Origin of the sequence: Streptomyces sp. NPDC004435 (assembly GCF_042873895.1) — a bacterium.
Lineage (GTDB): Bacteria > Actinomycetota > Actinomycetes > Streptomycetales > Streptomycetaceae > Streptomyces.
This window is the reverse complement of sequence record NZ_JBIAMB010000006.1, coordinates 16,768-37,484: the sequence shown is the minus strand read 5'-3', so window position 1 is coordinate 37,484 and position 20,717 is coordinate 16,768. Positions and strand designations below refer to the sequence as shown.

Sequence of the window (20,717 nt, the reverse complement as noted above, 5' to 3'; positions counted from 1 at the left end):
TCCGGCCCCGTCGTTCTCCCCCGGACCGTCCGCTTCCGGGAAGAGCGACGGGGCCGGAGGTCCTTCTGGGGCGGGAAGGGACGCCGGAGGTCGCTCCGAGCGGCCGGAAAGGGCTCCGGCCCGAGGTCCGCCGCACCACGCCCATCGCGTCACTTGACGCAAAACACCCTGACTGGGTTGCATACGGTCTGTGATCAAGCACCGGGCTCGTGACACACTCGACTGTGCTGTCCCCATGACTTTCCGGCCTTTTGGAGCCGCGCCGTGGACCCGGTGATCATCGTGGGCGCGGGGCCGGTCGGCCTCGCGCTCTCCCTCGCGCTCGCCGCGCAGGGCGTGCCCAGCGTCGTCCTCGACGAGACCTCCGGCCAGGAGGAACCGCGACCGGCGCGGACCGTCGTGCTGCGCGCCGACACGGCCGGCCTGGTCGAGCGGCTGGGCTGCGCGACCATCCGTGACGAGGGCCTGCGCTGGGTCGGCTGGCGCGGGATGCAGCGCCGCCGGCCGGTCCGCCAGGTCGCCTTCGACCTGGGACTGGGCGGTACGGAGGAGTGGTCCGAGGACCCGTCGTCCCCCGCCGCGCCGGCCGCCCCCCTGCACATCACGCAGCACGCGCTGGCCCGCGGTCTGCGCGACGCCGTCGCCCGCGAGCCGCTGGTCCGGCTCGTCACCGACTCCCGCCTGGACACCGTCGAGCAGGACCGGAAGGGGGTCACCGCGCACACCCGCGGCCCGGACGGCACCTGGTGGCGGGGCAGCCACCTTGTCGGGTGCGACGGCTCCCGCTCGACCGTCCGCAAGCTCCTCGGCGTCCGCTTCCCCGGCCGCACCGCCGTCGAGCGGCACGCGGTCGCCGCCCTCCGCACCGAACTGCCGTGGCCCGGCGAAGCCCTGTCGCACCGTCAGCCGCCGTGGCGCGGGGTCGGCGAGGAGGTCACCGCCCGTCCGCTGCCCGACGGCGTCTGGCGGATCGACTGGCTGCTGCCGCCGCGCGGCGAACTCGTCACCCCCGACGCGCTCGTGACCCGCATCCGCGAGACCCTGGCCGGCTGGTGCGAGGGCACGACTCCCCCGTACGAGCTCCTCGACACCGGCGTCCACACGCTGCACCACCGGCTCGCCCGCCGCTGGCGCGTCGACCGGGTGCTGCTGGCCGGGGACGCGGCCCATCTGCTGGGCGCGATCGGCACCCAGAGCCTCGACGAGGGCCTGCGGGACGTCGACAACCTGGCGTGGAAGCTCGCCCTCACCTGGCACCGCGCCGCCCCGGACGCGCTGCTCGACAGCTACCAGAGCGAGCGCCGCACGGCGATCGCCGCCAGGCTGCGCGCGGCCGACCAGGCCCTGCCGGTGCTGCGCGGCGGCGGAGGGCTGCGCGCCTACCTGCCGGGCGTGCTGCGCGGCCACGACGCCCTGCTCACCGACGCCCACCTGGGCCGGGGGCCGCTCGGCGCCTCCCCGGCCTATCCGCACTCGCCGCTCGCCGCGCCGTTCGGCGAAGGCATGATCCCGGTGGGCACGCCGATCGGCGCCCCTGTCGAGGACGTCCGGGTGACGGCTCCCGACGACACGACGGTACGGCTCCGGGACCGGCTCGGACAGGCCCGCTTCCCCGTCCTGCTCGTCGCCCCGGGCTCCGGGGTGTGGGAGCGCCGGCACTGGCGGACCGCCGGCCTGATGCCCCGTCTGGAGGAGGCGGCCGAGGCGCTGCCGGTGGCGTCGGAGGTCCTGGTGACCGACGCCTACCCGGGGGCCCCCGCCCACGCCGTGCTGCTGATCCGCCCCGACGGACATCTGGTCGCCGCCTTCGCCGGCGTCCGCGCGGAGGAATTGCGCGCGGCCGCGGATGCCGCCCGGGGCAACGCCCCTGAGGACACCGATACCTCCGCCGTGCCGGAGGAGGGCGCTCCGTCCGGCCGCTCCGGCACTCCGGAGCGGGCCGCGCCGGCCCGCGGCGAGCGGACCCCCGCGGCGGTCTCCGCCGAGGTCCCGGCACCGGCCGAGGCGTCCCTCGGACACGACCGGACTGCGGACGTCCATTGATTCGCGCGGGCGCGCGTGGTGTACTCCGGAGCGTGACCGACACCGATGTGCGCCTGTGGCGGAGGGTCCATATGGACCTGATCCGCTACGCGGGCTGCGTGTGTCGCCCGTCCTTCTGAACTCGCTTCCCTTCCCCCGCGCGCCCCGCCTCGCCGTCCCCACCCCGCCCGGGACTCCTGTTCCCGGCCGTGGTTGTCCTCGGCGTCCCTCCGGTCCTTCTGCCGGTCTCCCGGTGGTCTCCGGCCGGTCCTGCGGCGCGGCGCGCACCCAGCGAACTCCAGGACGGTCACCCGTGCCCGCGACTTCTGTCACCCCCTCCCCCGTCACCACCCGGGCGGCCTCCGGTCCGCCGACCGCCGCCGAACTGCTCGATTTCGTCCGCCGAACCGCCGCCGACCAGGCCCTCGTCGACTCCCTTCCGCTCGACCCGGAGGGCCGCACCTGGGTACGGCTGGACGGCCCCGGCGGCAGTGAGGCGTGGCTCATCGGCTGGCCGCCCGGCACCGGCACCGGCTGGCACGACCACGCCGAGTCCTTCGGCGCCTTCGCCACCGCCCGTGGCAGCCTCACCGAGCACGCGCTCGCCGTCCGCCTCCCCGCGGGCGGCTGGAAGACCCTGGAGCTGGCCGAGGGGCTGGACCGCTCCCGCCGGCTCGACGCGGGCGACGGCCGGGCCTTCGGCCGCGACCACCTCCACGAGGTGCTGAACCCGTCCCCCGACGCCCACGCGATCTCGGTGCACGCCTACTACCCGCCGCTCCCGCTGATCCGGCGCTTCAGCCGGACGGGCGCGGTACTCCGCCTGGAGCACGTCGAGCGTCCGGAGGACTGGCAGTGAGCGAGACCCACGTCGGCATCGACGAACTTCTGGAGCGGGTGCGGTCCGGCCTCGACCGGGTCGACGCCCGCACGGCGTACGAGGAGTACGAGACGGGCGCGGCGCTCCTGGTCGACACCCGCTACGCGGCCCTGCGGGAACGGGACGGCCTGGTCCCGGGCGCGCTGGTCGTGGAGCGGAACGAGCTGGAGTGGCGGCTCGATCCGCTGGGCAGCCACCGGTCCCCCCGGGCGACCGGCCACGACCTTCGGGTGATCGTCTTCTGCAACGAGGGCTACGCCTCTTCGCTGGCCGCGGAGTCGCTCCGCCGCCTGGGCCTGCGCCGGGCGACGGACCTCGTCGGCGGCTTCCAGGCATGGAAGGCCGCGGGCCTCCCGGTCCTTCTCCCCGCCGGCCGGACCGGTGGAGCCCGAACGGCCCTCTGACACCACGCCCGGCTCCCGGCACACCACCCGCGAGGCCGCCGGCGGCAGCGGAGTCGGGTCCCCTCCGGGTCCTGGGTGGCGAGCGCCACCGGGCCTCGGAGGCAGGCCCCTCCCTGGCCTCGGAGGCTTGCTCCGGGCCCCGGGCCAGTCCGCTCCGGCCTGGGATGCAGGTCGGCGGGCAGGCCGCCGGACCCCCGGGCCGGGTCCGCTCCGGCTTCGGAAGCTTGCTCCCGGCCCCAGGGGGCCGGGCCCGCTGCAGCCTCGGATGTGCCGGTCGGCGGGAGGTCGCCGGACCCCCGGGCCGGATCCGCTCCGGCCTCGGATGCAGGTCGGCGAGTAGCCCGCCGGACCCCGGGGCCGGGCCTCCTCCGGCGTCGGGGTCAGGTCGGCCGGCAGGCCGTCGGGCAGCCCCGCTCCCGGCTTCGGGGGCAGACAGGTCCGCCCCCGGCTTCCAGGGGCGAGCCTAGTAGCCCTCCTCCAGGCCGTCCGTGGACTCGCCCTCCTCCTCCAGGGCCTGGCGGACCACCCGCAGCGCCATGCCCTCCGGGTATCCCTTGCGGGCGAGCATGCCGGCGAGCCGTCTGAGCCGGCGGTCGCGGTCGAGACCGCGGGTGGAACGGAGCTTGCGCGCCACCAGCTCTCGGGCGGTGTCCTCCTCCCGCTCGGAGTCCAGCCGTCCGACGGCCTCCTGCACGAGGCCGGGGTCGACGCCCTTGGTGCGCAGCTCGCGGGCGAGCGCCCGGCGGGCGAGGCCCCTGCCGTGGTGGCGGGACTCCACCCAGGCGTCCGCGAAGGCGGCGTCGTCGATGAGGCCGACGTCCTCGAAGCGGGCGAGGACCTCCTCGGCGATGTCGTCGGGGATCTCCCGCTTGCGCAGGGCATCGGCCAGCTGCTTGCGCGTGCGGGGGGTTCCGGTGAGCAGGCGCAGGCAGATCGCCCGCGCCCGCTCAGCCGGATCCTGGGGTGACAGCTCCTTCTCGGCCCTCGACGAGTCAGGGCTGTCACCCGGCCATTCGGTGCGACCGGTCACCGGTTCAGCTCTTGGCCGCGGTGGCCGCCTTGGTCGCCTTGGCGGTCTTGGCCGCCACGGCCGGGGCGGCCTTGGCGTCGTCCGCGGCGGCCGTGTCCGCCGCGGACGCCGTCTCGGTCTCCGGCTCGGCCTTGGCGGCCTCGGGACGGACGCCGACGCCCAGCTTCTCCTTGATCTTCCTCTCGATCTCGTTGGCGAGGTCGGGGTTGTCCTTGAGGAAGTTGCGGGCGTTCTCCTTGCCCTGGCCGAGCTGGTCGCCCTCGTACGTGTACCAGGCGCCGGCCTTGCGGACGAAGCCGTGCTCCACGCCCATGTCGATCAGGCCGCCCTCGCGGCTGATGCCCTGGCCGTAGAGGATGTCGAACTCGGCCTGCTTGAACGGCGGGGCGACCTTGTTCTTCACGACCTTGCAGCGGGTGCGGTTGCCGACCGCGTCCGTGCCGTCCTTGAGGGTCTCGATGCGGCGGATGTCGATGCGCACCGAGGCGTAGAACTTGAGCGCGCGGCCACCGGTCGTGGTCTCCGGCGAGCCGAACATCACACCGATCTTCTCGCGGAGCTGGTTGATGAAGATCGCGGTGGTCTTGGACTGGTTGAGGGCGCTGGTGATCTTCCGGAGGGCCTGGCTCATCAGTCGGGCCTGAAGACCCACGTGGGAGTCGCCCATCTCGCCCTCGATCTCCGCGCGCGGGACGAGCGCGGCGACGGAGTCGATGACGATGAGGTCGAGGGCGCCGGAGCGGACCAGCATGTCGACGATCTCGAGGGCCTGCTCGCCGTTGTCCGGCTGGGACAGGATGAGGTTGTCGATGTCGACGCCCAGCTTGCGGGCGTACTCGGGGTCGAGGGCGTGCTCGGCGTCGACGAAGGCGACCTGTCCGCCGGCCTTCTGCGCGTTGGCCACGGCGTGCAGGGTCAGGGTCGTCTTGCCGGAGGACTCCGGGCCGTAGATCTCCACGACACGGCCACGCGGCAGACCGCCGACGCCGAGGGCGACGTCGAGGGCGGTCGATCCGGTGGGGATCACCTCGATCGGCTCCTGGGTACGGTCGCCCATGCGCATCACGGCGCCCTTGCCGAATTGGCGTTCAATCTGTGCGAGCGCGGCGTCGAGCGCCTTCTCGCGGTCGGTTCCTGCCATGGGTTCCACCCGGGGTGCTTGAGTCGATCGCTTCATGTGAAAGACGCTAACCCCTGCCACTGACAATGGGCCCCCGCGTCTCTCCGACCTGTGGACAACTCGCCGAGATGCCCGCGATTCCAAGGGCCGGAACCTTCATCAGAACGGATGTTCGATTTTCGTGTCAAGCGCGCCACGCGCTCCCTGTGGACAATCCCTAGTCGCCGTCCTCGTCCCAGCCGGGGTCGAACCCCGACCCTCCGCCCGGCCCGGCCTCCGCCTCCCCTTCGGCACGGGAGAGCGTCTCGCCGATCATGCGGGTGGCGAAGTCGCGGTCGCCGGCGATCCGGTTGATGTGCTCGGCCAGCAGCAGGGCCGTGGCCTCCAGCGCGGTCATCTCCTCCTTCGTCCAGTCCCCGTACTGGCGCCGCCAGAGGCTGGGGCTCAGGCCGGTGCCCGCCGCGACCACCAGGCCCGTCATCGTGGGGATCGCCTCGGGACGGACGCTGCGGGGCATCATGCGCAGCGTGGCGACGAGGCTGGGGACGACGTACTCGATGACGTCCTTGTCGTGGTCCTCGTGGACCCCCCGCAGCCACTTCATGAACATGAAGACGAGCGTGCAGGCGCCGTCGAGCAGGTCGTGGACGCCCTTCAGGTCCAGGGACGCGGTGAGCTGGTCCAGCAGCTTCTGCTGTTCGGGGTCGGTGCCGGTCCTGCCGTCGTGGACGGCCTTGAGCCGGGAGTCGATCACCATGAGCGCGCCGTCCACGTCACCGGCGGGGGCGTAGCGGGGGTCGCAGGACGATGACACGGGCTTCCTCCTCGTCGGACCGCGTCGGCGCGGTCAGTCCGTACGGTAGGAGGCTGATCCGACGGCTTCCGGCGGATCACCGGAAACGACCTTCAGACGACTGAACCCGACCCGGTGCGTTGACCGGCGAGGCACTTGCCGACCGCGCCGGAGCACGCCGCAGCGCGCGGGGACGAACGGAGCGACGCGGCCCCGCCGAACCGCTCACCCCACGGGCCGGACCGCTCACCCCACGGGCAGGAGGTCCGGGCGCTTGGCGGCCCGCCCGTCGCCGGAGGACCGGCCGCGCAGACGGCGCGCGATCCACGGGCCGAGGAAGGAACCGGCCCAGACGACCTCGCCCGCGGCGGCGCGCAGGCCCGTCGGGACCGGCCGGGGCGGCAGCGGCCGGGTCCAGGCGTCGTCGCTGCCCGGCAGGGCCAGGGCCTCGGCGACGGCCGCGGCGATGCGGGCGTGCCCGAGCGGCGAGGCGTGCAGCCGGTCGGCGCTCCACAGGCGGGGGTCGGTGACCACGTCGTGGTGGGCGGTCTCCGCGACGGTCACGCCGTGTCTGCGGGCCGCCTCCCGGATCCGGTCGTTGAGGGCGTGGACGCGAGGTGCGAGGGGGCGGGCCAGCGGGGTGATGCGTCCGACGTCGGGGAAGGTGACGGTCGCCACCCGGGCCCCCTGGGCGGTCAGGGCCGCGAAGGCGGCTTCCAGGTGCCCCGCGGTCTCGTCGGCGTCGAAGCCCGGCCGGAGCAGGTCGTTCACGCCGGCGACGACGGTGGCGAGGTCGGGCCGGAGCGCGAGGGCCGCGGGGAGCTGCTCCTCGCGCACCGCGCGGGCCAGGCGGCCCCGTACGGCGAGGTTGGCGTACCGGACGCCGGGCTCCGCCCGGGCGAGGTGCTCGGCGAGCCGGTCGGCCCAGCCGCGCAGCCCGGTCCGGTCGTCGCCGTCACCGACGCCCTCGGTCTGACTGTCCCCGAGAGCCACGTACCGCCGATATCGCGCCGCGTCCATCCGTCCGCCACCTCTCCCTACTCCACTCGCCACCTATTCAATTTTTTTAGCATAGAGGGAACGGGGCAGCCCCGGGACCCGCCCCGTTCCCCCGGACCTGCCCGGCCTGCCCTTCGCCCCGTGGGCGGCTCAGCGGGCACCCCCTCCGGTTCAGGCGTCCCCGGACTCCCCCGAGTTCTCCTTCTTGTGGTGGAGGGCCTTCTGGAGCCGTGCCACGACCGCCTCGCCGTACCGCCGGTGGCCGTGCACCCGAGGATCGTCCGTCACGTCGTACCGCTTCACGTACGCCCCGAGGAACGCCTGGAGGGTCGCCACCGCGGGGATCGCGATCAGCGCACCGACCGCGCCCAGCAGGGCGGTGCCCGCGATCACCGAGCCGAAGGCCACCGCCGGGTGGATGTCGACCGTCTTCGAGGTGAGCTTCGGCTGGAGGACGTAGTTCTCGAACTGCTGGTAGACCACGACGAAGCAGAGCACCCACAGCGCGTACCAGGGGTTCACGGTGAAGGCGATCAGCATCGGCAGCGCACCGGCCAGGTAGGTGCCGATGGTCGGGATGAACTGCGAGACCAGGCCGACCCAGACCGCGAGGGCGGGGGCGTAGGGCACGTCCAGGATCTCCAGGAGCACGAAGTGGGCGACGCCGGAGATGAGGGCCATCAGGCCGCGCGAGTAGAGGTAGCCGCCGGTCTTGTCGACCGCGATCTCCCACGCGCGCAGCACCTCGGCCTGGCGCTCGGGCGGCAGGACGGAGCAGAGCGCGCGGCGGAGCCGGGGTCCGTCCGCGGCGAAGTAGAAGGCGAAGAGGAAGATCGTCAACAGCCGGAAGAGCCCGCCGAGGACGGTCGCCGAGACGTCCAGGACCCCGGTGGCGCTGTTCTGCACGTACTTCTGCAGCCAGTCCGACTTGAGGATGTTGTCCTGGACCTCGACCCGGGAGAGCTCGGTGCGGAAGGTCTCGTTGATCCAGTTGATGAGCGAGTCGAGGTACTTGGGGAAGTTCTCGACCATGTCGACGATCTGCCCGGCGAGCATCGAGCCGAGCAGCACGACGAAGCCGATGCCGACGGCCAGGACGCCGAAGAAGACCAGAAAGGTGGCGATCCCCCGGCGCATTCCGCGCGCCGCCATGCGGCCGACGGCCGGTTCGATGGCGAGCGCGAGGAAGAAGGCGAGGAGGATGTTGACGAGCAGGCCGACGAGTTGGTGGAAGGCCCAGTCGCCCAGAAGGAAACAGGAGTAGAGGGCGAGCGCGAGAACCATCGCGCGCGGCAGCCAGCGCGGCATCCGCGCCCCGGCCGCCGCCGTGGGCGCGACGCCCCCGGAGGGTGGCTGCCCGCCGGGGTCCGCGGCGGGCACGGGCGACGCGCTCGCCTCGGGCGCCGCGCTCCGGGCGGTGACGGGCGCCGCTGCCGGCGCGGCGGGCGGTGCCGGTGTCTTCCGGGTGGTCTTCTGGGTGGTCTTCTCGGTGTCGTCAGTCGGGGCCACCCCGTCAGTCTCGCGCACCCGGCGGACAATCCGTCCGGGCCCCGGCGCATCGCCTCCGGAGCGCGCCCGGCGTTCGTCGCCGGAGCGCGCTCAACGCTTGCCGCCGGACTCGCTCAACGCTTGCCGCCGGACTCGCTCAACGCTTGCCGCCGGACTCGCTCAACGCTTCTCCGCGGGCACGTCCATGGCGGCGCAGACCACCCGCCACACGTCCTTCGCCTCCCAGCCGGCGTCCAGCGCCTCGCGCACGGTCCGGCCGCCCAGCTCGGACAGGACGTGGTCGCGCGCGAAGGAGTCCGCGTACCCGGAGCCGAAGTGATCGGCCATCCGCTCCCAGAAAATCGTCAACCGCATGACCCCAGTATCCCGCTCCCAAGAGTGCAGCCCGCCCGCCGGGGCTTGTCACCGCGCTGTTCCGCCCTACGGTCGGAACATGGCCGAAAAACCCCTCTCCTCGCCGCCCGCTCCCCCGGCGGCCCCCGGATCTCCGCTGGCCCGCGCCGAGCGGTTCGTCTGGCTGACGGCCCGTGTGCTCGAACAGCGCCGTTTCGCCTACCACTTCCTCCGCGCCGGCGCGGACCCGGTGGAGGCCGCCCTGACCGCGTACCTCGACGAGGACGGCGGCTACGGCCACGGACTCGAACCGGACCTGCGGGGTCCGGTCAGCCAGCCGCTGCACACCGCCCACGCGCTGCGGATCCTGGACTCGATCGGCCGCTGCGGCGGGCTGCGGGTGGAGCGGATCTGCCGGTATCTGACGGCGGTCTCCACGCACGAGGGGGCGCTGCCGGCGATCCATCCCTCGCAGCGCGGCTACCCGTCCGCGCCCTTCGTCCCGGTGGTGGACGACCCGCCCGGGGAGCTGCTGTCGACCGGCCCGGTCGTCGGGACGCTCCACCGAAACCAGGTCTGGCACGCCTGGCTGTTCCGGGCCACCGAGTTCTGCTGGGCGGCGGTGGAGTCGCTGGAGAAGTCGCATCCCTACGAGGTGCAGGCGGCGGTGGCCTTCCTCGACTCGGCGCCGGACCGGTCGCGGGCCCAGGCGGCGGCCGACCGGCTCGGGCGGCTGGTGCGCGAGCAGCGGCTCGCCGTGCTGGACCCGGACCGGCCGGAGGAGTTCCCGGTGGCCGACGGGTACGCGCCCGGCGAGCACCACTACCCGCACGACTACGCGCGCGTGCCGGACTCGCTCGCCCGCGGCTGGTTCACGGACGAGGAGCTGGCCGGCTCGCTGGACTTCCTCGCGGCCGAGCAGGCCGAGGACGGCGGCTGGCCCGTCCGGTGGCGTGCCTGGGCGCCGGGCCCGGAGCTGGAGTGGCGGCCGATCGTCACCATCGAGGCCCTGCGCACCCTGCGGGCGTACGGGCGTCCGCTGGACGACTGATCCGGGTCCACGCGCGCGCGTGGACCGGGATTCGGGGTGCTGGGCCCTGCGGTTCAGCCGCCCAGGGCCCGTACGCCCGCGGTCACGGCGACGGCGGCTCCCACCACGACCAGGAAGGGCGCGCGCAGGACGAGCGCGAGCGCGGCGGCGGCGACACCGGCGGCCCGGGCGTCGAGCGTGAGGACGGTGCCCGTGCCGAAGGTCTGCTGGGCGGTGAGCGCCGCGAGCAGGGCGACCGGAAGGAGGGCGGCGAGCCGTTGGACCAGCGGACGCTCCAGCGTCTGGGCGGGCACGAGCAGGCCGATCAGCTTGACGAGGTAGCAGCCGACGACGGTGAGGCCGATCGCGATCCAGACCTGGGTGGTGTTCAGCGCGTTCATCGGGCGGCCTCCTTGTCTGCGTCCTTGTCTGCGTCCTTGTCCTTGGCCCGCTCCTGGGCCCGGCGCCCCTGGAACCAGAGGACGGCCGGGGCCGCGAGCGCCGCGACGAGGACGGGGACGCCTGCCGGGAGGACGGGCAGCAGGCCCAGGCCGAGGACGACGGCGATCCCGGCGGTGGCGCGCTCCGTCGCGGTCTTCAGCATCGGCGCGAGCAGGGCGAGGAAGACGGCGGGACCGGCGGCGTCGAGGCCCCAGGCCGCGGTGTCCCCGATGGCCTCGGCTCCGAGCGCCCCGAGCAGCGTGGTGAGGTTCCACAGGACGTACAGGGTGAGCCCGGTGACCGTGAAGCCGATCCGGGCGGAGCGGCGGTCCGGCTGCGCGAGCGCGACGGCCGTGGTCTCGTCGATGACCCACTGCGCGGCGAAGGGCTTCACGGCCCTCGGCAGGGCGAGGAGCTGGGAGAGGCGCAGCCCGTAGAAGGCGTTGCGGGTGCCCAGGAAGAAGGCGCCCGCGGCCGCGGTGAACGGGTTCCCTCCGCCGGCGAGGGCGCCGACGAGGGCGAACTGCGAGGCGCCCGTGAAGACGAGCAGGCTGAGCACGCAGGTCTGGAGGAGGGTCAGCCCGGCGCCCGCCGAGGTCACGCCGAAGGCGAAGCCGGAGAGCCCGACGGCGATACCGACGCCGAGCGCGTCCCTGACCACGGCCGAGTCGGCCTTCCGGGGCTCGGCGCTCCGGGCGCCGCCGACTCCGGTCCCGCCGCTCCCGGCCACGCCGGCGGGCGGGTCTTGACGTATGTCCCGCGTGGCGGGGTGTGCTGTCTGTTCTGCCACGCCACCGACGTTACGGAGCGGGCGGCGGCCCGTCTTGTACGTTCTTGCGGGCCGGTCCCCGGGCGCGCTGGTAGGCCCCGGGCGGGACGCCGACGCTGCGGGTGAAGTGCCGGTTCAGGTGGGGCTGGTCCGTGAAGCCGACGGCGACGGCCGCCTCGGCAGGCGGCGTCCCGGCGTCCAGCAGCCGCCGGGCCCGCCGCACGCGCGCGTCGGTGAGCCAGGTGTGCGGCGGCATGCCGTACTCGGCGCGGAAAGCACGCAGCAGGGCGAACGGGCTGGTGCCGAGATCGGCCGCGAGCCGCTCCAGGGTGGGCGGCTCCGCCATCCGCTCCTCCAGGACGGCACGCGCGCGTGCCGCGTCCCTGGCGCCCGCGCTGCGGGGTGTGAGCGGGCGCAGACTGCCGCCGTGGCTGCGCAGCATCCGCGCGGTGACCAGGCGCAGCAGGCTGTCCGCGGCGAGCGCGTTGCCCTCCTCCGCGGCCCGGTGCACGCCGATGACGAGCTGGGCCGCGTAGGGGTCGTCGACGACGGGCTGGGTGAAGCCGACCGGGCCGCGGACGGCGAGGACGTCGGCGGCGATGGACCGGATCAGCTCCGCGTCCGGGTAGATCGTGCGGTAGGTCCAGCCCTCGGGTATGCCGGCGTACCCGGTGTGCGGGGTGTCCGGGTTCACCAGGGCGATCTGTCCCGGCCCTGCCTGGACGAGGTCGTTCTTGTAGTGGAACGCCTCGACGCCCTCCGTGATGGCGGCGTAGACGAAGCTCTCGTGGGTGTGCCGGGAGAACGTCTTCTCGATGTAGTGGGCGTGCAGCAGATCCACCCCCGGCAGCTCGGCGTACTGCCAGTACCGTGCCCGCTCGCCCCTCGCCATGCCTCCATTCTGCGCCGCCCCCGGCCGGGGCGACGACCTGGGTGTCCACAGGTCAGGACGGGTGCGGGACGGAAACGGCCGGGAAAGTGGCGGGGCCGGGGCCGGGGCCGGGGCAGGTCCGGTACGGGGCTGGGGCAGGTCCGGTACGGGGCTGGGGCAGGTCCGGTACGGGTCCGGTACGGCGTTTCTGGGGCGGGTTCGGTACGGGCTCCGGCGCCGAACCGGGGCGGGACGGGCCTGGGGGCCGCCGGAGCACCGGGCCGGCACGCGGCCGACACCAGGCCGGGAGGCGGCCGACACCAGATCGGCGCGCGGTCGACACCGAGCCAGGACCCGGTCGCCTCCAGGCCCGGAGACGGTCGATGCCAGGCCGACGCGGGGTCGACGCCAGGCCGACGCGGGGCCGACGCCAGGCCGACGCGGGGCCGACGCCAGGCCACGACGCGGTCGACGCCAGGCCGGGACCCGGGCGGCGCCGGGACAGGACGCGGTTTTCCACAGGTCCGGGCGGTTGTCGGTGCCGGGGTGCACGATGGGGGACATGGTCACGTCCGCACTCGAAGACTTCTCCCCGGCCACCCGCGGGTGGTTCACCGGGGCCTTCACCGCGCCGACCGCCGCCCAGGAGGGCGCCTGGCGGGCCATCGGCGCGGGCTCCGACGTGCTCGTCGTGGCTCCGACCGGCTCGGGCAAGACCCTGGCCGCCTTCCTCGCCTCCCTCGACCGGCTGGCGTCCGCCCCCGCCCCGGCCGACCCGAAGAAGCGCTGCCGAGTGCTCTACATCTCCCCGCTGAAGGCGCTCGCGGTGGACGTCGAGCGGAACCTCCGCTCACCCCTGACCGGCATCCGCCAGGAGTCCGTCCGGCTCGGGCTGCCCGAGCCGGACGTACGGGTCGGCATCCGCTCCGGCGACACCCCGGCCGCCGAGCGCCGCGCGCTCGCCACCAAGCCGCCGGACATCCTGATCACCACCCCCGAGTCCCTCTTCCTCATGCTGACCTCGGCCACCCGGGAGGCGCTGGCCGGTGTGGAGACGGTCATCCTGGACGAGGTCCACGCGGTCGCCGGCACCAAGCGCGGCGCGCATCTGGCCCTCACCCTGGAGCGGCTCGACGAACTGCTGCCCCGCCCCGCGCGCCGGATCGGCCTGTCGGCCACGGTCCGCCCGGTCGACGAGGTCGCCCGCTTCCTCTCGCCCGGCCGCCAGGTGGAGATCGTGCAGCCGCCGTCGGGCAAGGAGTTCCACCTCTCCGTCGTCGTGCCCGTGGAGGACATGGGCGAGCTGGGGGGATCCCCCGCCTCCGAGGGCAAGGACGGCGGGGACAAGCCCTCGATCTGGCCCCAGGTCGAGGAGCGGATCGCCGACCTCGTCCAGGCCCACCGCTCCACCATCGTCTTCGCCAACTCCCGGCGCCTCGCCGAGCGGCTCTGCAACCGGCTCAACGAGATCGCCTACGAGCGGGCGACCGGGGAGCCGGCCCCCGAGGGTGCCCCGCCCGCCGAGATCATGGCCCAGTCGGGCGCGGCCCAGGGCGCGCCGCCGCTGCTCGCCCGCGCCCACCACGGCTCGGTCTCCAAGGAGCAGCGGGCCCAGGTCGAGGAGGACCTGAAAGCGGGACGGCTGCCCGCGGTGGTCGCCACCTCCAGCCTGGAGCTCGGCATCGACATGGGCGCGGTGGACCTGGTCGTCCAGGTCGAGTCGCCGCCCTCGGTGGCCTCCGGGCTCCAGCGCGTGGGCCGCGCGGGCCATCAGGTCGGCGCGGTCTCCACGGGCGTGGTGTTCCCCAAGTACCGGGGCGACCTGGTGCAGGCGGCCGTGGTGACCGAGCGGATGCGGTCGGGCTCGATCGAGTCGATGCGGATCCCCGCCAATCCGCTGGACGTGCTGGCGCAGCAGCTCGTCGCGATGGTCGCCCTCGACACCTGGCAGGTGGACGACCTGCTGACGGTGGTCCGCCGGGCGGCCCCCTTCGCCTCCCTGCCGGAATCGGCCTTCACGGGCGTGCTGGACATGCTCGCGGGCCGCTACCCCTCGGACGCGTTCGCCGAGCTGCGCCCGCGCGTGGTGTGGGACCGGGTCGCGGGCACGGTCACCGGCCGCCCGGGCGCGCAGCGGCTCGCGGTCACCTCCGGCGGCACCATCCCGGACCGGGGCCTGTTCGGGGTGTTCCTGGCCGGCGCGGACCCGAAGAAGGGCGGCGGCCGGGTCGGCGAGCTCGACGAGGAGATGGTGTACGAGTCGCGGGTCGGCGACGTCTTCACGCTGGGCACCACGTCCTGGCGGATCGAGGACATCACCCGCGACCGGGTCCTCGTCTCGCCCGCGCCCGGGGTGCCGGGCCGGCTGCCGTTCTGGAAGGGCGACCAGCTGGGCCGGCCGCTCGAACTGGGCCGCGCGGTGGGCGCGTTCCTGCGCGAGCTGGGGGCGCTCGGCGAGGAGGACGCCCGGCTGCGGCTGATCACGGCCGGCCTGGACGCCTGGGCGGCGGACAACGTCCTCTCGTATCTGCGGGAGCAGCGCGAGGCGTGCGGGCACGTGCCGGACGACCGGACGATCCTGGTGGAGCGGTTCCGTGACGAGCTGGGCGACTGGCGGGTCGTCGTCCACTCCCCGTTCGGGGCGCAGGTGCACGCGCCGTGGGCGCTGGCGCTGGGCGCCCGGCTCGCCGAGCGGTACGGCATGGACGCGCAGGTGATGCACGCGGACGACGGCATCGTGCTGCGGCTGCCGGACGCCGACCTGATGGGCCTCGACATGGGGCTGGACCTGCTGGACCACGAGCCGGTCGACCCGGGCCGCCACCAGGACACGGTGTACGACGCCGACCAGGCGCCGGTCGGCGCGGCGGACACGCTCTTCGACAAGGGCGAGGTCGCGCAGATCGTCACCGACCAGGTCGGCGGCTCGGCGCTGTTCGCCTCCCGGTTCCGCGAGTGCGCGGCCCGGGCCCTCCTGCTGCCGAAGCGGAACCCCGGGAAGCGGACCCCCCTGTGGCAGCAGCGCCAGCGGGCCGCGCAGCTGCTTCAGGTGGCGAGCGAGTTCGGCTCGTTCCCGATCGTCCTGGAGGCCGTCCGCGAATGCCTCCAGGACGTCTTCGACGTCCCCGGTCTGACCGAACTGATGGGGGACATCGAGGCCCGCCGGGTCCGCCTCGTCGAGGTCACCACCCCCGAGCCCTCGCCCTTCGCCCGCTCGCTGCTCTTCGGATACGTGGCCCAGTTCCTGTACGAGGGGGACTCCCCGCTCGCCGAGCGCCGGGCGGCCGCGCTCTCACTGGACTCCCGGCTCCTCGCGGAGCTGCTGGGCCAGGCGGAGCTGCGCGAGCTGCTCGACCCGGAGGTGCTGACGGAGCTGGAGCGGGAGCTCCAGTGGCTCACCGAGGACCGGCGGATCAAGGACCACGAGGGCGTCGCCGACCTGCTGCGGGTCCTCGGTCCGCTGACCGACGCGGAGCTGGCCGCGCGCGGCGCCGAGGAGGACTGGGCGCGCGAGCTGGCCCGGTCCCGCCGGGCGATCGCGGTGCGGATCGGGGGCGCCGACCACTGGGCGGCGATCGAGGACGCGGGCCGGCTGCGGGACGCGCTCGGCACCGCGCTGCCGGTCGGCGTCCCCGAGGCGTTCACCGAGCCGGTCAAGGATCCCCTCGGCGACCTCCTCGCCCGGTTCGCCCGCACCCACGGCCCCTTCACCTCCTCGCAGGCCGCCGCTCGCTTCGGTCTGGGCGCGGCCGTCACCGACGGCGCCCTCCAGCGCCTCGCCGCGGCCGGCCGGGTCGTGCAGGGCGAGTTCCACCCCTCGGGCATCGGGCAGGAGTGGTGCGACGCGGCCGTCCTGCGCCGACTGCGCCGCCGCTCCCTGGCAGCCCTGCGCCACGAGCTGGAGCCGGTGCCCCCGGCGGCGCTGGCCACCTTCCTGCCCCAGTGGCAGCACCTCGGCGGCAGCAGTCTGCGCGGGATCGACGGGCTGGCCCGGGCGGTGGAACAGCTCCAGGGCGCGCCCGTGCCGGCCTCGGCGCTGGAGAAGCTGGTCCTGCCGTCGCGGGTCCGGGACTACTCGCCGGCGATGCTCGACGAGCTGACCACCACCGGCGAGGTCGTCTGGGCCGGGGCGGGCTCGCTGCCCGGCAAGGACGGCTGGGTCTCGCTCTACCTGGCGGACGCGGCCCCGCTGCTGCTGCCCCCGCCGCACCCGCTGGAGCTCACCGCGCTCCACGAGTCGGTCCTGACGGCCCTCTCCGGCGGGTACGGACTGTTCTTCCGCCAGATCGCCGATCAGGTCCGGATCACCACCCACCCGGACGCCACCGATCCGCAGCTCGCCGACGCCCTGTGGGACCTGGCCTGGTCGGGCCGGCTCACCAACGACACCCTGGCGCCGCTGCGCTCCCTCCTCGGATCGGGCCGCACGGCCGGCTCCACCGCGCACCGGGCTCGCCGCACGGTGCCGCGCGGCCGGTTCGGGACGCTGGGCGCCACCCGTCCGGCATCCCGCTCGGGTCCGCCGACGGTCTCGGGCCGCTGGGCGCTGCTGCCGCCCTCCGAGCCGGAGCCGACCCACCGGGCGCACGCGCTCGCCCGCACCCTGCTGGACCGGCACGGCGTGGTGACCCGCGGTGCCGTCGCCGCCGAGGGGGTGGAAGGCGGTTTCTCGGCCGTGTACCGGATCCTGTCCGCCTTCGAGGACAGCGGCCAGGCCCGGCGGGGCTATGTGGTGGAGGGGCTGGGAGCGGCCCAGTTCGCGATGGACGGGGCCGTGGACCGGCTGCGGGCGGCGGCAACCGCCCGGGACCGGGGCGCCGATGCGGGAGCGGGCCCGCGCGCGGTGGTCCTGGCCGCCGCCGACCCGGCGAGCGCGTACGGGGCGGCGCTGCCATGGCCGGAGCCTCCCACCGGCGCCGGTCACAAGCCGGGCCGGAAGGCGGGCGCGCTGGTGGTCCTGGTCGACGGCGAGCTGACGCTGTACGTGGAGCGCGGCGGCAAGTCGGTGCTGTCCTGGCCGGCCGAGCCGGACGATCCGGCCCTGGCAGCGGCGGCCGGAGCCCTGGCCGACGCGGCCCGGGCGGGTGCGCTGGGGACGGTCACGGTGGAGCGGATCAACGGCGCGACGGCCCTGACCTCCCCGCTGTCCCGCCCCCTGGAGACGGCGGGCTTCGTGGCCACCCCCCGAGGCCTCCGCCTCAGGGCCTGACCCGCGCGGAGGACCGCCGATGCCCGAGGGAGACACGATCTGGCAGGCCGCCCGCCGGCTGCACGAGGCGCTGGCCGGGCGGGTGCTGACCCGTGCGGATCTGCGGGTGCCCCGCTTCGCGACCGCCGACCTGACCGGCCGGGCGGTGCTGGAGGTCACCCCGCGCGGCAAGCACCTCCTGACCCGCATCGACGGCGGGCTCACCCTCCACTCGCATCTGCGGATGGACGGCGCGTGGCGGGTGTACGCGACCGGGGAGCGCCCGCGCGGCGGCCCCGAGCACCAGATCCGCGCCATCCTCGGGAACGACCGCTACACCGCGTACGGCTACCGCCTCCCGGTCCTGGAGCTGATCCGTACCTCCGAGGAGGCCGGCGCGGTGGGCCATCTCGGCCCCGACCTCCTCGGCCCGGACTGGGACCCGGAGGAGGCGGTGCGCCGCCTCCTCGCCGACCCGGCCCGTCCCCTCGGCGAGGCCCTGCTCGACCAGCGCAACCTCGCCGGCATCGGGAACGTGTACAAGTCGGAGCTGGCGTTTCTCGCGGCCGTCACCCCGTGGCTGCCGGTCGGTGAGCTCGCGCCCGACGTCCCGCCCCGCCTGGTGGCGACCGCCCGCCGTCTCCTGGAGGCGAACAAGGACCATCCGGACCGGCGCACCACGACGACCCGCCGCCCCCGCACACCGCTGCACGTCTACGGCCGCGCGGGCCGCCCCTGTCTGCGCTGCGGCGCCGCCGTCCGCAAGGCGGAGCTGGGCGACCGGGTCACGTACTGGTGCCCGGGCTGCCAGCACGGCCCCACCGCCGATCACCCGGGACCCACCACCCATCACCCTGGCCCCACCGCCGATCACCCGGGACCTGCCGACGATCAGCGGAGCACCCCCGACGATCGTCAGCACCCCGCCGACGATCAGCAAGGCACCCCCGGCGATCGACGGAGCGCCCCCGGCGATTCCCGGAATCGCCACCTCCCGGACCTCCCACCCGATTGACGGTCCGTCAGATCGGGTCGTACGGTCCCCTCATGAGCCTCCCGGCGTACGACCTCACCGGCCGCACCGCGTTCGTGACGGGCGCCGCGAGCGGCATCGGCCGCGCGAGCGCGGTCCTCCTCGCCCGGGCGGGCGCGACCCTGCACCTGGCGGACCTCGACGAACCGGGCCTCAAGGAGACGGCCGCCCTGATCGCCCGCGACGGCGGCGCGGCCCGCGTCCACCCGCTCGACGTGACCGACCGGACCGCGCTCGCCGCCGCCGTGGACGCGGCCGGCCCCCTCCACGTGATGGCGGCGGTCGCCGGGATCATGCACACCAGCTCGGTCCTGGAGACCCGCGAGGAGGACCTCGACCGCGTCCTCGCCGTGAACTTCAAGGGCGTCCTCCACGCCTGCCAGGAGGCGGCCCGCTCGATGATCGCCTCGGGCACCCGGGGATCGATCGTCACCATGGCCTCGGGCGCGATGGACACCGCCGGCCCCGGGCTGCTCTGCTACAGCGTCGCGAAGGCGGCCGTCGTACAGCTCACCAAGACGCTCGCGGTCGAGGCGGGCCCGCACGGCATCCGGGTGAACGCGGTCGCCCCCGGCTGGGTGCGCACCCCCATGACGGCCCGCCACGAGCCGGCCGCCCAGGAGCAGGCCGAGGCCGCGATGGTCCGTCATTCCCCGCTGCGGAGGGTCGGCGAACCGGACGACGTCGCCCACGCGGTCCTCCACCTCGCCTGCGACGCCTCCTCGTTCACGACGGGCCAGATCCTGCGCCCGAACGGTGGCGTCGCCATGCCCTGGTGAGCCGGGCGGGCGGGCGCGAGGAGGCGGCCACGTGCACCGGCAACAGGCTCAGCCCCCAGCCGCCCGCGGCGATCGCCCCCTCGACCGCTCCGGACTCGCCCGGAACCAGCAGCAGGCGCAGCACCGCCCACCACCAGAGCCCCCCGGCCACCAGCCCGACCGCGATCAGCGTGAGCGTCACCAGCGGAACCCGTCGCCATACCATGGCCGCCTCCTGCGCTCGACGCTAGACCGGCCGGATCACCCTGCGGGAGGGCGCACCGGTGTCAGTCCCGGCGCGCACTCCGCGCACGATCCGGCGGACGCCCCCGCGCGCGGAGCACCGCGCACCCTCGGGACCGCCCCCGCGCGCGAAGGACCGCGCACCCTCGGAACCGGCCCCGCGGGCGGAACCCCGCCCGTCCCCGGGTCCGCCCCCGCGCACCCCGCAGATCCTCTCGCCCCCGGCCTCGCGTATCGCCATGCCGGCCGCCTAGGCGCTCTCGGCCTGGAACATCCAGCTGTGCTTCTCGAGGTCGGCCGTGAGGGAGATCAGGATGTCCTGGCTGACCGGGTCGGGCTCGCCGGTGGCGTCCACGCGCTCGCGCATCCGGGTGATGACCGCGCCGAGCGAGGCCACCAGGATCTGCACCGCCTCCGTGTCCTTGATCCATCCCTCCGGTACCGTCCCGATCGCGCTGTCGGCGGCCACCGTCGCGGCTCGTCCGTCCGGGTTGACCCCGAGTGCCGAGGCCCGCTCGGCCACCGTGTCGGAGTGCAGCCGGGCGGTGTCCACCACCTCGTCCAGCTGCAGATGGACGGAGCGGAAGCGCGGTCCGACGACGTTCCAGTGCACCTGCTTGGCGACGAGCGCCAGGTCGACGAGGTCGACGAGGGCTCCCTGGAGAGCGCTGCCGACCGTCTTGAGGTCGGCGTCGGACAACGGGCTCTTCACGACAGACATGCGGAATCTCCAACCAGTCGTACGTATCCCCCACCATGGCACGCCTGTCCGAAATCCGACATCTCAAACAAACGGCCGCACCTGCGGAACGGCCGACACGACGAAGCCCCGACCGGCGCCCCACAGGGGGCACCGACCGGGGCTTCGACCCGTTCGGAATCAGGCGGCGACGACGTCCACGGCCTCCGCGGGCGCCTTGATGGTCACCCGCTCGGTGGGCACACCGGCCACCGACGTCACCGACACCGAATTGAGCATCGGACGGACCGGCGTCGGCACCGGTTCGCTCGAAGCCGCCGACTCGGCCAGTTCGGCCAGTGACAGCTCGTCGCTCACTTCGCGCATGAGCTCGGACATCCGTACGTCCAGCGCGTCGCAGATCGCGGAGAGCAGCTCGGAGGAAGCCTCCTTCTGCCCCCGCTCCACCTCGGAGAGATAGCCGAGCGAGACTCGGGCGGACGAGGAGACTTCGCGCAGAGTACGGCCCTGGCGCTGGCGCTGCCGACGCAGCACGTCACCCAGCAGGCGACGGAGCAGAATCATCGGTGGCTCCCTCCTCGGACCGCGTAGCCG

At 74.4% G+C, this 20,717-nt stretch carries 19 protein-coding genes and 1 pseudogene; 8 read left to right on the top strand and 12 right to left on the bottom strand.

Going from position 1 to position 20,717, the window contains the following annotated elements; genetic code table 11:
* Positions 1–264: 264 nt before the first annotated feature.
* The 4 genes from ACFYT9_RS12365 (at position 265) to ACFYT9_RS12350 (ending at position 3,306) form a co-directional block, all read left to right on the top strand.
* On the top strand, positions 265–2,043 hold the full coding sequence (locus ACFYT9_RS12365; RefSeq protein WP_389162770.1) for an FAD-dependent monooxygenase: 1,779 nt from the start codon (positions 265–267) through the stop codon (positions 2,041–2,043).
* 32 nt (positions 2,044–2,075) lie between these two features.
* Positions 2,076–2,162 carry a putative leader peptide gene (locus ACFYT9_RS12360; RefSeq protein WP_346768519.1) on the top strand — a complete coding sequence of 29 codons (87 nt, stop codon included), beginning with the start codon at positions 2,076–2,078 and terminating at the stop codon, positions 2,160–2,162.
* Positions 2,163–2,335: 173 nt separating this feature from the next.
* The gene (locus tag ACFYT9_RS12355) at positions 2,336–2,881 is read left to right on the top strand and encodes a cysteine dioxygenase (RefSeq protein WP_376601700.1); all 546 of its coding nucleotides are present in this window, start codon (positions 2,336–2,338) and stop codon (positions 2,879–2,881) included.
* Positions 2,878–3,306 carry a rhodanese-like domain-containing protein gene (locus tag ACFYT9_RS12350; protein ID WP_389162767.1) on the top strand — a complete coding sequence of 143 codons (429 nt, stop codon included), beginning with the start codon at positions 2,878–2,880 and terminating at the stop codon, positions 3,304–3,306. Before ACFYT9_RS12355 ends, ACFYT9_RS12350 begins: the two co-directional genes overlap by 4 nt.
* A gap of 463 nt (positions 3,307–3,769) precedes the next feature.
* Here ACFYT9_RS12350 and recX read toward each other — a convergent pair whose 3' ends face one another.
* From recX to ACFYT9_RS12320, 6 genes are all read right to left on the bottom strand, one after another.
* The gene (gene recX / locus ACFYT9_RS12345) at positions 3,770–4,336 is read right to left on the bottom strand and encodes a recombination regulator RecX (protein ID WP_387276106.1); all 567 of its coding nucleotides are present in this window, start codon (positions 4,334–4,336) and stop codon (positions 3,770–3,772) included.
* A gap of 4 nt (positions 4,337–4,340) precedes the next feature.
* Positions 4,341–5,477, bottom strand: a complete 1,137-nt coding sequence (recA, locus tag ACFYT9_RS12340) for a recombinase RecA (protein WP_389162764.1) — start codon at positions 5,475–5,477, stop codon at positions 4,341–4,343.
* A gap of 196 nt (positions 5,478–5,673) precedes the next feature.
* Positions 5,674–6,270 carry a hypothetical protein gene (locus ACFYT9_RS12335; protein WP_376604915.1) on the bottom strand — a complete coding sequence of 199 codons (597 nt, stop codon included), beginning with the start codon at positions 6,268–6,270 and terminating at the stop codon, positions 5,674–5,676.
* Positions 6,271–6,495: 225 nt separating this feature from the next.
* On the bottom strand, positions 6,496–7,269 hold the full coding sequence (locus ACFYT9_RS12330) for an SGNH/GDSL hydrolase family protein (RefSeq protein ID WP_389162761.1): 774 nt from the start codon (positions 7,267–7,269) through the stop codon (positions 6,496–6,498).
* A gap of 150 nt (positions 7,270–7,419) precedes the next feature.
* Positions 7,420–8,556 (bottom strand): AI-2E family transporter, encoded by a 1,137-nt coding sequence (locus ACFYT9_RS12325; protein ID WP_387276135.1) that lies wholly within the window; start codon positions 8,554–8,556, stop codon positions 7,420–7,422.
* Positions 8,557–8,916: 360 nt separating this feature from the next.
* Entirely contained in the window at positions 8,917–9,111 is a 195-nt protein-coding gene (locus ACFYT9_RS12320) for a DUF3046 domain-containing protein (protein ID WP_376606151.1), read from the bottom strand.
* Between the two features lie 79 nt (positions 9,112–9,190).
* On the opposite strand from ACFYT9_RS12320, the gene ACFYT9_RS12315 reads away from it, so the two are divergent.
* Positions 9,191–10,141, top strand: coding sequence for a hypothetical protein (locus ACFYT9_RS12315; protein ID WP_389162758.1), 951 nt, complete (start codon positions 9,191–9,193; stop codon positions 10,139–10,141).
* A gap of 53 nt (positions 10,142–10,194) precedes the next feature.
* On the opposite strand, the gene ACFYT9_RS12310 is transcribed toward ACFYT9_RS12315, so the two are convergent.
* Genes ACFYT9_RS12310 through ACFYT9_RS12300 form a run of 3 tightly spaced genes read right to left on the bottom strand, consistent with a single transcriptional unit; the run spans position 10,195 to position 12,222 of the window.
* Positions 10,195–10,521 carry an AzlD domain-containing protein gene (locus ACFYT9_RS12310; RefSeq protein ID WP_389162755.1) on the bottom strand — a complete coding sequence of 109 codons (327 nt, stop codon included), beginning with the start codon at positions 10,519–10,521 and terminating at the stop codon, positions 10,195–10,197.
* Positions 10,518–11,351 carry an AzlC family ABC transporter permease gene (locus tag ACFYT9_RS12305; RefSeq protein WP_389162753.1) on the bottom strand — a complete coding sequence of 278 codons (834 nt, stop codon included), beginning with the start codon at positions 11,349–11,351 and terminating at the stop codon, positions 10,518–10,520. The genes ACFYT9_RS12310 and ACFYT9_RS12305 overlap by 4 nt, the downstream gene beginning before the upstream one ends.
* Positions 11,352–11,361: 10 nt before the next feature.
* Positions 11,362–12,222, bottom strand: coding sequence for an AraC family transcriptional regulator (locus tag ACFYT9_RS12300; RefSeq protein WP_389162750.1), 861 nt, complete (start codon positions 12,220–12,222; stop codon positions 11,362–11,364).
* A gap of 541 nt (positions 12,223–12,763) precedes the next feature.
* Between ACFYT9_RS12300 and ACFYT9_RS12295 the strand changes: the two genes are divergently transcribed.
* The 3 genes and pseudogenes from ACFYT9_RS12295 (at position 12,764) to ACFYT9_RS12285 (ending at position 19,201) form a co-directional block, all read left to right on the top strand.
* Positions 12,764–17,410, top strand: coding sequence for a DEAD/DEAH box helicase (locus ACFYT9_RS12295; RefSeq protein ID WP_389162747.1), 4,647 nt, complete (start codon positions 12,764–12,766; stop codon positions 17,408–17,410).
* 19 nt (positions 17,411–17,429) lie between these two features.
* Positions 17,430–18,212, top strand: a pseudogene (locus ACFYT9_RS12290) (Fpg/Nei family DNA glycosylase); the annotation flags it as partial.
* A 224-nt stretch (positions 18,213–18,436) separates the two neighbouring features.
* On the top strand, positions 18,437–19,201 hold the full coding sequence (locus ACFYT9_RS12285) for an SDR family NAD(P)-dependent oxidoreductase (RefSeq protein ID WP_389162744.1): 765 nt from the start codon (positions 18,437–18,439) through the stop codon (positions 19,199–19,201).
* Here ACFYT9_RS12285 and ACFYT9_RS12280 read toward each other — a convergent pair.
* The 3 genes from ACFYT9_RS12280 to ACFYT9_RS12270 all read right to left on the bottom strand — a co-directional run bounded on the left by ACFYT9_RS12280 (position 19,149) and on the right by ACFYT9_RS12270 (position 20,687).
* On the bottom strand, positions 19,149–19,406 hold the full coding sequence (locus tag ACFYT9_RS12280; RefSeq protein ID WP_389162741.1) for a hypothetical protein: 258 nt from the start codon (positions 19,404–19,406) through the stop codon (positions 19,149–19,151). The genes ACFYT9_RS12285 and ACFYT9_RS12280 overlap by 53 nt on opposite strands.
* A gap of 267 nt (positions 19,407–19,673) precedes the next feature.
* A complete protein-coding gene (locus ACFYT9_RS12275) occupies positions 19,674–20,144 on the bottom strand; it encodes a Dps family protein (RefSeq protein WP_389162738.1) in 471 nt (156 codons plus the stop codon).
* 159 nt (positions 20,145–20,303) lie between these two features.
* The gene (locus ACFYT9_RS12270) at positions 20,304–20,687 is read right to left on the bottom strand and encodes a helix-turn-helix domain-containing protein (protein ID WP_093873780.1); all 384 of its coding nucleotides are present in this window, start codon (positions 20,685–20,687) and stop codon (positions 20,304–20,306) included.
* Between the last annotated feature and the right edge of the window lie 30 nt (positions 20,688–20,717).

What these genes read in the sequence shown, in the direction of transcription:
- recA (WP_389162764.1), bottom strand. Translation starts at nt 5,477, where the DNA reads ATGGCAGGAACCGACCGCGAGAAGGCGCTCGACGCCGCGCTCGCACAG.
- ACFYT9_RS12330 (WP_389162761.1), bottom strand. Translation starts at nt 7,269, where the DNA reads ATGGACGCGGCGCGATATCGGCGGTACGTGGCTCTCGGGGACAGTCAG.
- ACFYT9_RS12325 (WP_387276135.1), bottom strand. Translation starts at nt 8,556, where the DNA reads ATGCCGCGCTGGCTGCCGCGCGCGATGGTTCTCGCGCTCGCCCTCTAC.
- ACFYT9_RS12320 (WP_376606151.1), bottom strand. Translation starts at nt 9,111, where the DNA reads ATGCGGTTGACGATTTTCTGGGAGCGGATGGCCGATCACTTCGGCTCC.
- ACFYT9_RS12315 (WP_389162758.1), top strand. Translation starts at nt 9,191, where the DNA reads ATGGCCGAAAAACCCCTCTCCTCGCCGCCCGCTCCCCCGGCGGCCCCC.
- ACFYT9_RS12310 (WP_389162755.1), bottom strand. Translation starts at nt 10,521, where the DNA reads ATGAACGCGCTGAACACCACCCAGGTCTGGATCGCGATCGGCCTCACC.
- ACFYT9_RS12300 (WP_389162750.1), bottom strand. Translation starts at nt 12,222, where the DNA reads ATGGCGAGGGGCGAGCGGGCACGGTACTGGCAGTACGCCGAGCTGCCG.
- ACFYT9_RS12295 (WP_389162747.1), top strand. Translation starts at nt 12,764, where the DNA reads ATGGTCACGTCCGCACTCGAAGACTTCTCCCCGGCCACCCGCGGGTGG.
- ACFYT9_RS12285 (WP_389162744.1), top strand. Translation starts at nt 18,437, where the DNA reads ATGAGCCTCCCGGCGTACGACCTCACCGGCCGCACCGCGTTCGTGACG.
- ACFYT9_RS12280 (WP_389162741.1), bottom strand. Translation starts at nt 19,406, where the DNA reads ATGGTATGGCGACGGGTTCCGCTGGTGACGCTCACGCTGATCGCGGTC.
- ACFYT9_RS12275 (WP_389162738.1), bottom strand. Translation starts at nt 20,144, where the DNA reads ATGTCTGTCGTGAAGAGCCCGTTGTCCGACGCCGACCTCAAGACGGTC.
- ACFYT9_RS12270 (WP_093873780.1), bottom strand. Translation starts at nt 20,687, where the DNA reads ATGATTCTGCTCCGTCGCCTGCTGGGTGACGTGCTGCGTCGGCAGCGC.